The following is a 15,638-nucleotide window of genomic DNA, read 5'->3' on the forward strand; positions in this document are numbered from 1 at the left end:
TAGCACATGTCGATAGTCGTAAATGAGAATGTCGTTTACGCTAAGTCGTGAAAGGGGTCGAATGAGCGAGCACGAGAGCATCTGGAGCGACCTCCAGGGCGTCCCGTTCTCCCAGGGCTACCTCGACGCCGGCGGTGTGCGCACGCGCTACCTGCACGCCGGTGACGAGAATGCGCCGACGCTGGTGCTGCTGCACGGCTCCGGCGGGCACGCCGAGGCATACGTTCGCAACCTCGAGGCGCACGCAGAGCACTTCTCGACCTGGTCGATCGACATGCTCGGGCACGGCTACACCGACAAGCCGGGTCATCCCCTCGAGATCGCGCACTACGTCGATCACCTGTTGGCCGTGTTCGACGCCATCGGCGTCCAGCGCGTCCATGTCTCCGGTGAGTCCCTCGGTGGCTGGGTCGCCGCGCGTGCGGCCGCCGCCCATCCCGAGCGCATCGAACGACTGGTCCTCAATACCGCGGGAGGTTCGCAGGCCGATCCGGAGGTGATGGAGCGGATCATCACGCTGTCCATGGCCGCCGCCGAGGATCCGTCGTGGGAGACGGTGCAAGCCCGGATCAAGTGGCTCATGGCCGACAAGTCGAAGGGATACGACGACATCGTCGCGAGCCGCCAGCGCATCTACCGCCAGCCGGGGTTCGTCACTGCGATGAGCGACATCATGGCCCTACAGCAGCCGGACATCAGGGCTCGAAACCTGCTCGGCCCCAACGACTACGGCGCGATCGTCGCACCGACGCTGGTCCTGTGGACCAGTGACGACCCCACCGCCGACGTCAGTGAGGGCGGCCGGATCGCGTCGATGATCCCCGGCGCCCGGTTCGAGGTAATGCCGAACTGCGGGCACTGGCCCCAGTACGAGGACGCCAAGACGTTCAACGGCCTGCACATCGACTTCCTCCTCGGGCGGAACCGATGAACGGCAAGGAACGCGTCGACGTAGTGATCGTCGGGGCCGGGCCGGTCGGGCTGACACTGGCGAACATCCTTGGGCTGCAGGGTGTCCGCACCCTGGTCATCGACGAACGGGACAGCCTCATCGACTACCCGCGGGGCGTCGGTCTGGACGACGAGGCGTTGCGCACATTCCAGTCGATCGGTCTGGTCGACCGGGTGTTGCCGCATACGGTGCCCAATCAGATCCTGCGCTTCTACGACGGCAATCGTCGACTGCTCGCCGAAATGGCCCCACCCGACGCACGATTCGGGTGGCCGAAGCGCAATGGCTTCGTCCAGCCCATGGTCGACGCCGAGTTGCTGCGGGGTCTGGACCGCTTCGATTGCGTCGAGGTCGCCTGGGGCCGCGCGATGGAGTCGTGCGAGGAGACCGCCGACGAGGTACGGATCGCCGTCGCCGGCGAGGCCATTCCCCTCACCGCCCGCTACGTCGTGGGCTGCGACGGTGGGCGCAGCGCCACCAGGCGACTCATGGGTGTGGCGTTCGAGGGCACCACCTCGCCGACACGCTGGCTCGTCGTCGACCTCGCGACCGATCCGCTCGGTCATCCCAACAGCGAAGTCGGGGCCGATCCGGCGCGGCCCTACGCCTCCATCTCGATTGCCCACGGAATCAGGCGATTCGAGTTCATGATTCACGCCAACGAGACCGACGAGCAGGTCGAGAAGCCCGACTTCATCGCCCGGATGCTGGCACCGTTCGTGCCACATCCAGATCGCGTCGACGTGATCCGGCACCGCGTCTACACCCACCATTCCCGGATCGCCGGGGCGTTCCGCAAGGGCCGGATGATCCTCGCGGGCGACGCCGCTCACCTGATGCCGGTGTGGCAGGGCCAGGGCTACAACAGCGGCATCCGCGACGCCGCCAACCTGGGGTGGAAACTGGCCGCCGTGGTCAAGGGCGAAGCCGGCGATGAGCTCCTCGACACCTATGACGTCGAGCGCCGCAAGCACGCCAGGGCGATGATCGACCTGTCGACCATGGTCGGCCGCGTCATCTCACCCACGAATGCCAGGGTTGCCGTACTGCGCGACAGAGTGATTCGCGCCGCGTCCGCGGTGCCGACGCTGAAGAGGTACATCCTCGAGATGCGTTTCAAGCCGATGCCCCGCTACGAGCAGGGCGCCATCGCGCATCTGCCAGAACACACGGCGGCTCCATCGCCCACCTCGCCCACCGGAACGCTGTTCATCCAGCCGCGCGTCGACACCCGCGCCGAGCAGAACGTCCTGCTCGATGACGTCATCGGGCCCGGGTTCGCCATGTTGGCCTGGAACAACAACCCGCGGGCGCTGCTCGATGACGCCACCCTCGCGCGGTGGAAAGCGCTGGGCACGACGTTCGTCACCGTCAGGCCACTCACGCAGCTGCACTGGACCGGCCACGACGACTCCGAGGTCACCGTTGTCGGCGATCGCACCGGCGCATTGAAGTCGTTCTTCGACGCCCACGCCGAGTCCGTCCTGTTCCTGCGGCCCGACAGGTGCATCGCGGGCGCGTGCATCGCACAACTCGCGCCCGAGATGAGCACCGCACTCTTCGACGTCCTCCGATTGCGGAAGGGAGGGAATGGTTCTCATGAAGATCGAGAAGCCGCTGGCGCTGTGCTGCATGTCGCACAGCCCGCTGCTGAATCTGCCGGGGCCGTCACGCGAGCTCCTTGACGACATCCGCTCCGAGATGGCGGCGGCGCGCGAATTCGTTCGCGCCTTCGATCCCGACGTGGTGGTCACGTTCTCCCCGGACCACTACAACGGGTTCTTCTACCGACTCATGCCGCCGTTCTGCATCGGTACCGCCGCCACGGCGGTCGGCGACTACGGCACCTACTCGGGCCCGCTGAACGTGCCGGCCGACATCGCGACCGCATGCGCGGAATCGTTGTGGGACCACGGTGTCGACGTGGCATTGTCGGCCAGCATGGAGGTCGACCACGGCACCGTGCAGCCGTTGCAGTCACTCTTCGGCGACGTGGCCGCGGTGCCGGTCGTGCCGGTCTTCATCAACTCGGTCGCCACACCGCTGGGCCCGCTCAAGCGGACCAGGGCGCTCGGCACCGCCGTCGGTCACTTCCTGACGTCACTGGGCAGGCGCGTCCTGGTGGTGGGTTCCGGTGGGCTATCCCATGATCCGCCCGTACCGACCCTGGCGACGGCGGCACCCGCTACGCTCGGCCGCATCGTGCGTGGCGAGCCCATGACCGGCGAGCAGCGCAGCGCCCGCCAGACCGCGGTGATGGCCGCGGCGCAGAACTTCGCACGCGGTGAAGGCCCGCTGCGGCCCCTCAACCCCGAGTGGGACCAGGCACTGCTCGAACTGCTCGACACCAACCGGGTGGCCGAGCTCGACGACTGGTCGAACGACTGGATCGCCGCCGAGGCGGGCAACTCGGCACACGAGGTGCGCACCTGGATCGCGGCGTTCGCGGCCCTGGCGACCCAGGGCCGGTACGAGACCAAGCAACGCTTCTACCGGGCGAGCCCCGAATTGATCGCCGGTTTCGCCATCCGGACGGCGGTGACCTCGTGATCGAGCCAGTCTTCGACCACGAGGTCGACGTGCTCGTCATCGGGTCGGGTGCCGGCGGTATGACGGCCGCGCTCAAGGCCAAGGCCGACGGCCTCGACACCCTCGTCGTCGAGAAGTCGCCGCAGTTCGGTGGTTCCACCGCTCTGTCCGGCGGCGGCATCTGGGTGCCAGGAGCGCCGTCTCAACGGCGCGCCGGTCACACACCATCCCCCGATGACGTGTTCACGTACCTGAAGCAGATCACCGATGGTCTCGTCAGCGATGCGCGATTGACGCAGTACGTGAACGCCGCCCCGGAGATGATGGACTTCCTGGAGAAGTCGAGCCCATGGTTCGAATTCGTCTGGAAGCCCGGCTATTCCGACTATTACCCGGAACTGCCCGGCGGGTCCGAACGCGGCAGCACCATCAACGTACCCGAGATCGACCTGCGGCAACTCGGCGAGGACGAACGTCATCTGTTGACGCCGCTGGCCTTGGCGCCCAAGGGAATCTGGTTCGCCCCCAAGGATCTGCGGCTCTTCTACCAGGTGCGGCAGAACTGGCGAGGCAAGGCCGTCCTGCTGAAACTCGTGTGGCGGATGATCCGCGCGCACGTGTTCGGTGACCGGATGGCCGCCATCGGCCAATCGCTGATGGCGCGAATGCGGCTGGCCTTGAGGGAACACGACGTTCCGCTGTGGCTGAACGCTCCCATGACGGAGCTGCTCACCGACGCCGATGGACGGGTCGTCGGTGCGGTCGTGGAGCGGTCCGGCGCCTCGTTGCGCATTGGAGCCCGCCGCGGTGTCGTGATGGCGTCCGGCGGTTTCGACCACGACATGAACTGGCGGCGCGAATACCTGCCGGAGCTCGAGAAGGACTGGAGCTTCGGCAATCCCGCCGCCACGGGTGACGGTATTCGGGCGGGGCAGAAGGTGGGCGCGTCGACCGACCTGCTCGATCAAGCATGGTGGTTTCCAGCGATGTGCTGGCCCGACGGCAGGCTGCAGTTCATGCTCAACGAGCGCATGATGCCCTCGCAGTTCGTCGTCAACGGTGAAGGCAAGCGGTTCATCAACGAGGCGGCACCGTACATGGACTTCGCGCACGCGATGATCGCCGGTGAGCGCACCGGTGTGAGCCACGTACCGTGTTGGCTCGTCACGGACATCGGCTCGTTCCACCGCTACGTCGTCGGCGGTCACCTGCCCATTCCCAAGGTGCCCTTTGCGCCGGTGCCGACGGGCCGGAAGGTGCCCGCGGCGTGGCTCGAGTCCGGTGTCGTCAGGCAGGGCAGCACCTTCGACGAACTGGCTGCGCAGATCGGCGTGCCTGCCGACAACCTGCGCGGGACCGCCGAGCGATTCAACGAACTGGCCCGCAAGGGGCACGACGACGACTTCAACCGTGGTGACAGTGCCTACGACAACTACTACGGCGACCCGACCCTGCCCAATCCCAACCTGCGTCCGCTCGGCAAGGGGCCGTACTACGCCTTCCAGATCATCCTGGGTGACCTCGGGACCTCCGGCGGCCTGCGCACCGACGAGTTCGCCCGCGTCCTCCGCGACGACGACTCGGTCATCGAGGGGTTGTACGCCACGGGCAACGCCACCGCGGCGGTGATGGGCCGCAGCTACGCAGGCGCAGGTGCAACCATCGGCCCGGCCATGACGTTCGGCTACGTCGCCGCGAAGCACATCGGCTCCACGACCGAGAACCACCACACGACAAACGATTCGACGCTCGACACCTATCGGAGGTAAACATGAAGATCTCGCTGTTCTACGAATTCGCGCTGCCGCGGCCGTGGACTCGGGACGACGAGCGGCAGATGTTCGCCGACGGTCTCGACGAAGTCGAGGCGGCCGACAAGGCGGGCTTCTCCACCGTCTGGCTGACCGAACATCACTTTCTCGAGGAGTATTGTCACTCCACCGCGCCGGAGATGTTCCTCGCTGCAGCGAGCCAGCGCACCAAGGACATTCGGCTCGGGTTCGGCATCATGCACCTGCCGCCCGCGGTCAATCATCCGGCCAGGGTTGCGGAGCGGGTCTCCACGCTGGACCTCCTCTCGAACGGCCGCGTCGAGTTCGGCACCGGAGAATCGTCCTCGGTCGGCGAGCTGGGGGGCTTCAACATCGACCCCGCCGACAAGCGCGGACAGTGGGAGGAAGCCCTCGAGGTGGCCATCCGCTGCATGACCGAGGAGCCGTTCACCGGCTTCAAGGGCCAACACATCGAGATGCCTGCACGCAACGTGATCCCCAAGCCGGCTCAGCAGCCGCATCCACCGGTGTGGGTGGCGTGCACCCGCCCATCATCGGTGCAGATGGCGGCGCAGAAGGCCATTGGCGCACTGAGTTTCGCGTACACCGGCCCCGGCCCGCTGAAGGAGCGGGTGGACGGCTACTACCGCGAACTCGGGGAGAAGGGCTCACCGATCACCCCGGTGATGAACCCCAATATCCTTGCCATCGGCGGTGACCTGTCGATGATGGTCGCCAAGACCGACGAGCAGGCCGTGCAGCGGCTCGGCCTCGGCGGCGGGTTCTTCTCGTTCGGCATCATGCACTACTACATGGCCGGTATGCACACCCCCGGCCGTACGGGCGTGTGGGAGAAGTACCTCGAAGAGGTCGACGCCGACCCCACGCTGGCCTACGGCCCCGGGCGCGGTGCGATCGGCTCGCCGGACACCGTCCGGGAATTCCTGCGCGGCTACGAGGCCAGCGGCGTCGACGAGATCATCCTGCTGCTCAACCCGCGCAGCCACGAAGGCACGATGGAGTCCATCGAGCTGATGGGCAAGGAGATCCTGCCCGAGTTCATCGAGCGCGATGAGAAGGCCGTCGTCGCGAAGGCCAAGCGCCTCGCGCCGGTGTTGGACAAGCTCGAGGCGCGTCGTGAGGGATCGAGCGCACCCGGTTTCGACGAGAACTATTCATTCGGCGGCCTTCCGACCGGCCAGGGTGGAAAGTTCACCTCGAGTGAGATCCCCGAGGCGATGGCCGAGATCAACGAAGGTCGCGTTCAGGCGGCGCAGTTGGAGAAGGAACTGAGGGAGGCGGCCGGCTGAGCGAGAGGCGACCGACCATGGGGCAGTTCAGCGACCTGGTGGATTACCACGGCCGGCGCACGGTGGTGACGGGCTGCTCGTCGGGTATCGGCGCGGCGCTGGTAGGACAGCTCACGGAACTCGGCGCTCACGTCATCGGCCTCGACGTCCGCCCCCCACCGATGAACCTCGACGACTTCCATCGGGTGGATCTGTCCGACCCGGCGTCCATCGACGCGGCGGTGGCCCGGGCCGGCGACCGGGTCGATTCGCTGTTCAACGTGGCGGGAGTGTCCTCGGGTATCGGTGATCCACTCCTGGTCGTGAAGATCGACTTCCTCGGTACCCGCCACCTCACCGAGGCGCTCATCCCGTTGATGCCACCCGGATCGTCCATTGCCAGCGTCTCGTCACTGGCGGCGTCACATTATGCCGAGAACGTCGGCGAAGTCGCCGGTCTGCTCCGTACCGGTTCCTTCGGCGACGGTGTCCAGTGGTGCCACGACCATCCCGATGCGCTGGCCGACGGCGGGTACCGGCTCGCCAAGGAAGCGCTCATCCTCCATGCCGCGGCGAACGCGGTGGCGTTGGGCGCCAGAGGAATTCGGATCAACTGCACGGGACCCGGCGTCACCGACACGCCAATCCTCGATCAGCTCAGGAGCAGATACGGTCGAGAGTATCTCGACGGCTTCCCGAAGCCGCTCGGGCGGGTGTCCCACCCGGCCGAGCAGGCAGCCGCGCTGGTGTTCCTCAACAGCCCGGCGGCCGGCTTCGTCACCGGACAGGTGCTGTGGGTCGACGGCGGTAACCTCGCCGCCCGCGTCGCCGCAACCATGGAGGGATCCGCATCGTGGCCAGCTTGAACGACTTTCGGCGCGCCGCCGACGACGTCCGCAACTGGGGCCGCTGGGGTGACGACGACGAGATCGGCACGCTGAACTTCATCACCTCCGACAAGGTCGCCGAGGCGGCAGGTCTCGTCAGGAAGGGCAGGGTGATCTCGCTCGGCGGCGACTTCGGCTCGTCGGGTCCGCAGGGCGCGTTCAAGTTCCGGCAGAATCCCGTTCACGTCATGACCGTGGACGGTGGCGACGCCAACACACTGTGCGAGTACGCGCCGGGATGGCTGCGCAATCCCGTAGCCCGGGACGTCAGTGCGTTCTTCGCCGACAACCTGTTCCGGTTCAACGACGACATGATCGTGATGCCGCTGCAAGCCGCCACCCAGTGGGACGCACTGGCGCACGTCTACTACGAGGACAAGCTCTACAACGGCTTCCCCGCCGGTTCGGTCACCAGCTTCGGCGCACGGCACTGCGGTATCGACAAGGTCGACGCCAAGGGCATCACGTCCCGCGGGGTCTTGCTCGACGTCGTGGCCCACCGCGGCGAGGAATCCTTCTGTCGACCCGGAAAGCCCATCACGCCAGCCGAACTCGACGACATCGCTGCGAAGCAGGGCGTGACCATCGGGCGGGGTGACATCGTCGTCGTGCACACCGGGTGGTGGACGCGCTTCCTGGCCACGCGCGACGGTGCCGAGGCCGGTTCGGGTCTGGACTGGACGTGCGCCTCGTGGCTGCACGACCACGAGGTTGCGGCCGTTGCCGCCGACAACCTAATGGTCGAGGATCCCGATCCGGCCAACGGAGTCGAGGGCACCTTCCTTCCGATGCACATGCTGTGCCTGCGCGACATGGGATTGATGCTCGGCGAGTACTGGGATCTGGGCGGCCTCGCCGCCGACTGTTCCGCCGACGGCGTCTACGAGTTCCAGTTGATTGCGCCGCCGCTGAAGGTCGTCGGCGCCGTCGGCGCGCCCGTCAGTCCGATCGCGATCAAGTGACCGAGGTCTAGGGCAGCAGTATTCGCAATTCCTCCCAGCCGCGGACCGTGGACGTCGGTGCGAGCCGGGCGGTGTCGTAGTCGATGCCCCAGTCCGGCCACCGATTGAGCAGTTCGTCGAGCGCGACGCGGCCCTCGAGGCGGGCGAGGTTGGCGCCGAGGCAGTAGTGCATGCCCTTTCCGAAGGTGAGGTGACTGTTGGTGCGATGGATGTCGAAGACGTCCGGATCATCGAAGCGCCGCGGGTCGCGGTTGGCGGCTCCAAACAGCAGGAGCATCGCGTTCCCGGCCGGGACCGTCTGGCCGTAGGCGTCGAAGTCCCTTGCGACCCAACGCGCGACGTGTGGACCGGTCGGCTCGAAGCGCAGCGTCTCGTCGATCGTGGGAGCCAGCAGGGAGCGGTCCGCTGCCACCTCGCGACGCTGATCGGGATGCTCGGCGAGCACCTTGGCCAGCCAGCCGATCAGTCGCCCGGTGGTCTCGTTGCCCGCGCCGGCGACCACCTGCGTGTAGTGCAGGACCTCCTTGCGCTCGAGCTTCCGCGTCACACCGTGCTCGTCGGTGAACTCCACGTTGAGCAGTGCGGTCATCAGGTCGTCGGAGGGATTGTCGGCCCGCCATGCGACGTACTCGGCATACATCCGGCCGTCGGCGATCCGGTCGGCGTTGGTGACCTTCATCGGCGCCCCGGGCTTGGTGCGCAGGTTCGCGTCGTTGGCGTCGCGGAACTCGGTCTGCGCGGATTCCGGGATGCCCAACAGCATGCCGATCACGCGCATCGGCATCATCGCGGCGAGTTCGGCGATCACGTCGAACCCGTCGGATCCGACGAGCGGGTCCAGGCAGCGCACGCAGTAGGCGCGGATCTGGTCTTCGATGGCTGCCATCCGCCGCGGCGTGAACACCCGGGCCATCAGGCCGCGCAACATGGTGTGCAGCGGTGGATCCTGAAACATCATCACCCCGGGCGGCATGTCGAAGTCCGACTGCACCAGTTCCAGGATGTCACTTCGGCTGTTGGAGAACGTCTCCCAGTCGGTCAGCGCCGAATCCACGTCGGCGTGCCGCGACAGCGCCCAGAAGTCGTACCGCTCGTTGTAGTAGAGCGGCGCCTCCTCGACCAGCCGGGCATAGACCGGGTACGGATCCGCGACGATGCCGGTGTCGTAGGGGTCGTAGTACACCGTGTCACTGGCCGTCGTCATGAGTTCCCCTACTTCAGAAGACTGCCGGCGTCCACCGGCAGCGTCACGCCGGTGACGTACCGGGCTTCGTCGGACGCCAGGAACAGCACGGCGTTGCTGATGTCGACGGGCTCGACCCACGGGATCGGCAGGAAGTGGAACGACTGGCAGATCGGTGCGAGGTCGTCGGGACCCGGATTCTCGAGGTCGGGCCGAAACAGTCGATAGGTGGCGTCGTTTAGCAGCAGCGGGCTGCAGACGTGGGTGGGATGGACGGTGTTGACGCGAATCGAGTGCTGGCCCAGTTCCACCGCGAAGGCTCGCATCAGGCCGACCACCCCGTGCTTGGCCGTCACGTAGTGACCGACCTGCGGGTAGGCCTTGGTGCCGCCGACGGAGCTGGTGATGACGATCGAGCCGCCGCGACCGCCGGCCAATAGATGTGGCACTCCGGCCTTTACGGTCTTCCACACCCCGGTGAGATTGACGTCGATGGTCTCCTGCCAGACCGGCTCCGGCATCCTGTGGAGCTTGACGCCCGTGGAACCGATGCCCGCGTTCGCGACGATGACGTCCAGGCGACCGAACTGCTCGACGCCGCCGTCGACGGCCGCCTTGAGCGCGGTGAAGTCACGGACGTCGACGATCTCGGTCACGATGCGCCGATCGAGGTTCTTGACCAGATCCGCGGTTTCGGCCAGATCTTCCGGCGTCGCGCCCGGGGCTGGCGAGCCCTCGAAGGCGCGACAGACGTCGACGGCGATGATGTCGGCGCCCTCCTGCGCGAGCCTGACCGCGTGGCTGCGGCCTTGCCCCCGTGCCGCGCCGGTGATGAACGCAACCTTGCCCTCCAGGCGTCCGGCCATGGCGCACCACCTCATGTTCTGAGCGACTGCTCAACAACCGTCGCAAGCCATGCCTAGCAGCCGCTGGGGTGGGCGGTCAAGGTCTCATCCGTTCAAGCGCCGCGGCCATTCAGGCCACTCGAGAATGAAGTTCTCCATTACGGCGAATGCCAGTATCGTCGGCACCGTGGAAGTCGAACGCAGGTCCATCGTGGTCGACGGGCTCGTCACCGGCTATCTCGAGGCCGGTGTTGGCGACCCCGTCGTGCTCTTGCACGGCGGTGAATTCGGCGCGAGTGCCGAAATCGGCTGGGAGCGCACCATTGGAGCCCTGGCGACGCGCTATCGCGTGCTTGCGCCGGACATGTTGGGGTACGGAGCCTCGGCCAAAGTCGTTGACTTCGTGGACGGCCGTGGGATGCGCATCCGGCACGTCGCCCGCTTCTGTGAGGCGATGGGCGTCGATTCGGCACACTTCGTCGGCAACTCGATGGGCGCGATCAACCTGTTGACCGACACCACCTCGATCGCGCCCGTGCTACCCGTGCGGAGCTTGACGCTGATCTGCGGCGGCGGGGAGATTCAGCGCAACGAGCACGTCGACGCCCTCTTCGATTACGACGCAACGCCGGAAGCCATGCGCCGGATCGTCGCGGCTCTGTTCTTCGATCCCGGCTATCCGGCGGATGACGCCTACGTGGCGCGGCGTCACGAATCCAGCACTGCCCCCGGCGCGTGGGAGGCCATCGCGGCGGCGCGGTTTCGCAGGCCGGGGGCGAGCCCGCCCGCTGCGGCGTCGACGACGCGCGCCTACGAGCGCATCGCCGTGCCGACGTTGGTCATCGAAGGTGCGGGGGACAAGTTGTTGCCGCCGGGCTGGGCCGCCGACGTCGCTGGCCGCATTCGCCGCGCGCGCCCGGTGGTGGTGGACGCGGCGGGCCACTGTCCGCAGATCGAACGGCCGGACGTCGTCAACGGCGTTCTGCTCGAATTCCTCGAAGAAGGTTGTGCGCCATGAGTAGAGAACTGTCGGGCAAGGTCGCGATCGTCACCGGAGGTGCGTCCGGCATCGGCAGGGGCATCGTGGAGCGGTTCCTCGCGGAGGGAGCCAAGGTGGTGATCGCCGACGTGCAGGACGAACTCGGCGGCGCCCTGGCAGTGGAGTCGGGATCCGACGCGTACTTCCACCACGCCGACGTCGGTGACCAGGCTCAGGTCGGCGAGCTGATCGCCGCCGCAGTCGCCACGTTCGGTGGGCTGCACGTCATGGTCAACAACGCGGGCCGGTCCAGCCCGTTGCAGAAGGGGATCTTCCACGAGGACTTCGCCGAGTTCGACAGCGTCATGCGGGTCAACCTGCTCGGCGTGATGGCGGGAACCCGGGACGCCGCGCGACACATGGCCGAGCACGGCGGCGGGTCGATCATCAACATCTCGTCCATCGGCGGCATCCAGGCGGGCGGCGGCGTGCCCAGCTACCGGGCCTCCAAGGCGGCGGTGATCCACTTCAGCAAGTCGGCCGCGATCGAGTTGGCCCGCTACGAGGTGCGGGTGAATTGCATTGCGCCGGGCAACATTCCCACGGCCATTCTGAAGAAGGCAGCGACCGGCGAGGACCGGGAGCGGCTCGAGGTCTTCGAGACCAGGATCCGGCAGCAGATGCGCGATGACCGGCCCCTCAAGCGCGAGGGCACCCCGGACGACGTCGCCGAGGCCGTCCTCTACTTCGCGGGCGATCGCTCGCGCTACGTCACCGGAACGGTACTGCCGGTCGACGGCGGCACGGTGGCGGGCAAGGTCATACCACCGCGCCGCCAGAATTAAATCAATCGCTTGACTTAATCAGCCCGCGGTTGTTGACTGATCGGGTGACCGCAGCCAGGCCGTTGCGCACCGAACGTGCGAGCACCACGCGTGAGTCGATCCTGACCGCCGCCGAACGGCTCTACGCCGAACACGGTGTGTATGCCGTGTCGAACAGGCAGGTGAGTGAGGCTGCGGGACAGGGCAACAACGCTGCCGTGGGTTACCACTTCGGGACGAAGACCGACCTCGTCCGCGCCATCGAGGAGCGGCACCGCGCGCCGATCGAGGCGCACCGGGAACGCCTGGTCGCGCGGCTCGACGAGGACGACGATCTCCGCGCGTGGGTGTCCTGCCTGGTGCGTCCCCTGACCGACCACCTCGCCGACCTCGGCAACCCGACCTGGTACGCGCGGTTTGCCGCGCAGGCCATGACCGATCCCGCCTATCACGGCTTCGTCGTCAAGGATGCCCTGAGCTCGCCATCGCTCGTCGAAGTCGTCGACGGCATCAACCGGTGCCTCCCGGACCTCCAGCTCGACGTTAGGTCCGACCGAAACGTCATGGCCCGAAACCTGTTGATGCACACCTGCGCCGACCGCGAGCGGGCGCTGGCCAAGGGGGCCGCCGTGGCGACCAGGACCTCGTGGCAGGCCGCTGGGTCGGGGCTCATCGACGCCATCGTCGGCATGTGGCTCGCGCCCGTGACGTCATCGGGCCGTGGTGTCGCGCCGTGAAGGTGAGAACCGACGCGGACAAGTGCGTGTCGTCGGGCATGTGCGTGTCGTACGCCGCCGAGGTGTTCGATCAGAACGACGACGACGGGGTGGTCATCCTGCTCGTCGAAGAACCCGCCGCCGAATTCGTCGACGGCACCCGGAAGGCCGCGGCCGCGTGTCCGGCACTGGCCATCCACCTCGAGGAATGACGGAGTATCCATGTCAGAAGTGCTTGCTGCGCAGTCTGTTTCAGCTGGCGTGCCCGAGTACCCGATGGAGCGTGCGGCCGGGTGCCCGTTCTCCCCACCACTGCAGATGCTCGAGATGGGCGTCGCCGCGCCGCTGTCGCGAGTGCGCATCTGGAATGGCACCACACCGTGGCTGATCACCGGCCACGAAGTGGCGCGGACGCTGTTCGCCGACTCACGCGTCAGCGTCGACGACCGGCGCGAGGGTTTCCCACACTGGAACGAGCACATGCTGTCCACGGTTACCAAGCGGCCACGTTCGGTCTTCACGTCCGATGCCGAGGAACACACCCGCTTCCGCCGCATGTTGTCTAAGCCGTTCACCTTCAAGCGGGTGGAGGCCTTGCGCACGACCATTCAGGCGGTCACCGACGAGTGCATCGACGCGATCCTGGCGGGACCGCAGCCCGCCGACGTCGTATCGGCGCTGGCTCTTCCGGTGCCCACCAAGGTGATCAGCGACATGCTCGGCGTCCCCTACGCCGACCACGAGTTCTTCCAGCACCACGCCAACGTCGGGCTGGCCCGATACGCGTCGGCGGAGGAGGGCCAGAAGGGGGCCATGAGCCTCCACGGGTATCTCATCAACCTCGTCGAGAAGAAGATGGCGGAGCCCGCGGAGGACGCGGTGTCCGACCTCGCCGAACGAGTCACGGCGGGCGAGATCAGCGTCAAGGAGGCCGCACAATTGGGCACCGGCCTGCTGATCGCCGGCCACGAGACCACCGCCAACATGATCGGCATCGGGGTGCTGGCTCTGCTCGAGAATCCCGAACAGGCCGCACTGCTTCGCGATTCCGACGATCCCAAGTTCATCGCGAACGCCGCCGAAGAGCTCATGCGCTACCTGTCGATCATCCAGAACGGCCAACGACGCGTCGCGATCGAGGACATCGAAATCGGTGGTGAGACCATCCGCGCCGGGGAGGGCATCATCATCGACCTCGCGCCCGCGAACTGGGACGCCACTGCCTTCCCCCATCCCGACCGGCTCGAGTTCACCCGCGACGCCAGCCAGGAACTCGGCTTCGGGTATGGCCGGCACCAGTGCGTTGGGCAGCAGCTGGCGCGCGCGGAATTGCAGATCGTGTTCCACACGCTGCTGCGCCGAATCCCGACGCTGAAGCTCGCCATCCCGTTCGACGAGGTGCCCTTCAAGCACGACCGGCTCGCCTACGGCGTCTACGAGCTTCCGGTGACCTGGTAACGGGTCGCGCCCGAGCTTCCCAAAAAACCCGCATCACAGATTGATTGGAGTGCCATCGATGTCAACCCCAACGAAGTCCACCACGCTCTATCCGTCCGAGGGATGGGGTGCGCCCAAGGACCGCCACGGCCATGCCAAAGGCGTCACCGTCGGACTTCCCGCTGGCACCGAGGTGTTCTCGGCGGACAACCACATCTCCGTCGCCGAGGACATCTTCTTCGAACGCTTCCCCGAGGAGCTCAAGGGCCAGGCACCGCGGATCTGGTACGAGGACGGCGCCTACATGGTCGGCGTCAACGGCCGGTCCTTCGTGGCGGGTGACTTCGGCCGCGTGCTCATGCAATACGACGATCTCGCCGGGGCCGCGACCAACGACATCGAGGCCCGAATCCGGCAACTCGCCGAGGATGGCATCCAGAAGGAACTGGCGTTCCCCAATGCCGTGCTAGCACTCTTCCACTACCCGGACAAGGCGCTGCGCGAGAGGGTGTTCCGGATCTACAACGAGCACATCGCAGATCTGCAGGAACGGTCGGGCGGACGCTTCTACGGCGTCGGCCTGATCAACTGGTGGGACCCGAAGGGCACCCGCAGCACGCTCTCGGAGCTGAAATCGCTGGGACTCAAGACGTTCCTGATGCCGCTGAACCCCGGCAAGGACGACGAGGGCAAGATCTACGACTACGGCAGCGCCTCGATGGACGCGGTGTGGGACGAGATCGAAGAGGCCGGACTGCCGGTCACCCACCACATCGGCGAGACGCCGCCGAAGACCCCCTGCGAGAACAACAGCGTCGTGGTCGGCATGATGATCAACGTCGACTCGTTTCGCGAGCAGTTCGCCAAGTACGTGTTCTCCGGCATCCTCGATCGGCACCCCTCGTTGAAGGTCGGCTGGTTCGAGGGCGGGATCGCCTGGGTGCCAACGGCTCTGCAGGATGCCGAGCACATGTTGGCCTCCTATCGGCACATGTTCAATCATCAGCTCGAACATGACGTGCGGTACTACTGGGACAACCACATGAGCGCATCGTTCATGGTGGACCCGCTGGGCCTTCGGCTGATCGATCAGATCGGGGTCGACCGCGTCATGTGGTCGTCTGACTACCCGCACAACGAGAGCACCTACGGGTACTCGGAGAAGTCCCTGGCGGCAGTCGTCGACGCGGTCGGGCCCGAGGACGCGGTGAAGATCGTCAGCACCAACGTCAAGAACTTCTTAGGGATCTCGTGACCACGCTC

15 protein-coding genes are annotated in these 15,638 nt (G+C 66.5%); 13 read left to right on the top strand and 2 right to left on the bottom strand.

Annotated elements, in window-relative coordinates; genetic code table 11:
* The first annotated feature begins 61 nt into the window (after positions 1–61).
* Genes QUE68_RS08090 through QUE68_RS08120 form a run of 7 tightly spaced genes read left to right on the top strand, consistent with a single transcriptional unit; the run spans position 62 to position 8,391 of the window.
* Complete coding sequence (locus QUE68_RS08090; protein WP_286275406.1) at positions 62–931, top strand: alpha/beta fold hydrolase; 870 nt, start codon at positions 62–64, stop codon at positions 929–931.
* Positions 928–2,637 (top strand): bifunctional 3-(3-hydroxy-phenyl)propionate/3-hydroxycinnamic acid hydroxylase, encoded by a 1,710-nt coding sequence (locus QUE68_RS08095; protein WP_284225473.1) that lies wholly within the window; start codon positions 928–930, stop codon positions 2,635–2,637. The genes QUE68_RS08090 and QUE68_RS08095 overlap by 4 nt, the downstream gene beginning before the upstream one ends.
* Complete coding sequence (locus QUE68_RS08100; RefSeq protein WP_284230764.1) at positions 2,585–3,502, top strand: 3-carboxyethylcatechol 2,3-dioxygenase; 918 nt, start codon at positions 2,585–2,587, stop codon at positions 3,500–3,502. The genes QUE68_RS08095 and QUE68_RS08100 overlap by 53 nt, the downstream gene beginning before the upstream one ends.
* A 59-nt stretch (positions 3,503–3,561) precedes the next feature.
* A complete protein-coding gene (locus QUE68_RS08105; RefSeq protein WP_286275767.1) occupies positions 3,562–5,250 on the top strand; it encodes an FAD-binding protein in 1,689 nt (562 codons plus the stop codon).
* A gap of 2 nt (positions 5,251–5,252) precedes the next feature.
* Entirely contained in the window at positions 5,253–6,563 is a 1,311-nt protein-coding gene (locus QUE68_RS08110) for an LLM class flavin-dependent oxidoreductase (protein WP_286275407.1), read from the top strand.
* Between the two features lie 17 nt (positions 6,564–6,580).
* A complete protein-coding gene (locus QUE68_RS08115; protein ID WP_284225475.1) occupies positions 6,581–7,408 on the top strand; it encodes a coniferyl-alcohol dehydrogenase in 828 nt (275 codons plus the stop codon).
* The gene (locus QUE68_RS08120) at positions 7,405–8,391 is read left to right on the top strand and encodes a cyclase family protein (protein WP_454786464.1); all 987 of its coding nucleotides are present in this window, start codon (positions 7,405–7,407) and stop codon (positions 8,389–8,391) included. Before QUE68_RS08115 ends, QUE68_RS08120 begins: the two co-directional genes overlap by 4 nt.
* 7 nt (positions 8,392–8,398) lie before the next feature.
* Here QUE68_RS08120 and QUE68_RS08125 read toward each other — a convergent pair whose 3' ends face one another.
* Both QUE68_RS08125 and QUE68_RS08130 read right to left on the bottom strand, forming a co-directional pair.
* Positions 8,399–9,595: a cytochrome P450 gene (locus QUE68_RS08125; protein ID WP_284233488.1), complete on the bottom strand. Its 1,197-nt coding sequence runs from the start codon at positions 9,593–9,595 to the stop codon at positions 8,399–8,401.
* An 8-nt stretch (positions 9,596–9,603) separates the two neighbouring features.
* Positions 9,604–10,440, bottom strand: a complete 837-nt coding sequence (locus tag QUE68_RS08130) for a mycofactocin-coupled SDR family oxidoreductase (protein WP_284233489.1) — start codon at positions 10,438–10,440, stop codon at positions 9,604–9,606.
* Between the two features lie 166 nt (positions 10,441–10,606).
* Here QUE68_RS08130 and QUE68_RS08135 point away from each other — a divergent pair, with 166 nt between their 5' ends.
* Genes QUE68_RS08135 through QUE68_RS08160 form a run of 6 tightly spaced genes read left to right on the top strand, consistent with a single transcriptional unit; the run spans position 10,607 to position 15,630 of the window.
* On the top strand, positions 10,607–11,437 hold the full coding sequence (locus tag QUE68_RS08135) for an alpha/beta fold hydrolase (protein ID WP_284233490.1): 831 nt from the start codon (positions 10,607–10,609) through the stop codon (positions 11,435–11,437).
* A complete protein-coding gene (locus QUE68_RS08140) occupies positions 11,434–12,243 on the top strand; it encodes an SDR family NAD(P)-dependent oxidoreductase (protein ID WP_284225479.1) in 810 nt (269 codons plus the stop codon). The genes QUE68_RS08135 and QUE68_RS08140 overlap by 4 nt, the downstream gene beginning before the upstream one ends.
* Positions 12,244–12,275: 32 nt before the next feature.
* Positions 12,276–12,959, top strand: a complete 684-nt coding sequence (locus tag QUE68_RS08145) for a TetR/AcrR family transcriptional regulator (RefSeq protein ID WP_454786236.1) — start codon at positions 12,276–12,278, stop codon at positions 12,957–12,959.
* Complete coding sequence (locus QUE68_RS08150) at positions 12,956–13,150, top strand: ferredoxin (protein ID WP_284225481.1); 195 nt, start codon at positions 12,956–12,958, stop codon at positions 13,148–13,150. The genes QUE68_RS08145 and QUE68_RS08150 overlap by 4 nt, the downstream gene beginning before the upstream one ends.
* A gap of 10 nt (positions 13,151–13,160) precedes the next feature.
* Positions 13,161–14,396, top strand: coding sequence for a cytochrome P450 (locus tag QUE68_RS08155; RefSeq protein ID WP_284233491.1), 1,236 nt, complete (start codon positions 13,161–13,163; stop codon positions 14,394–14,396).
* A 58-nt stretch (positions 14,397–14,454) separates the two neighbouring features.
* A complete protein-coding gene (locus QUE68_RS08160; RefSeq protein ID WP_284233492.1) occupies positions 14,455–15,630 on the top strand; it encodes an amidohydrolase family protein in 1,176 nt (391 codons plus the stop codon).
* The last annotated feature ends 8 nt before the right edge of the window (positions 15,631–15,638 follow it).

The organism is Mycolicibacterium sp. TUM20985 (assembly GCF_030295745.1).
Classification (GTDB): Bacteria; Actinomycetota; Actinomycetes; order Mycobacteriales; family Mycobacteriaceae; genus Mycobacterium.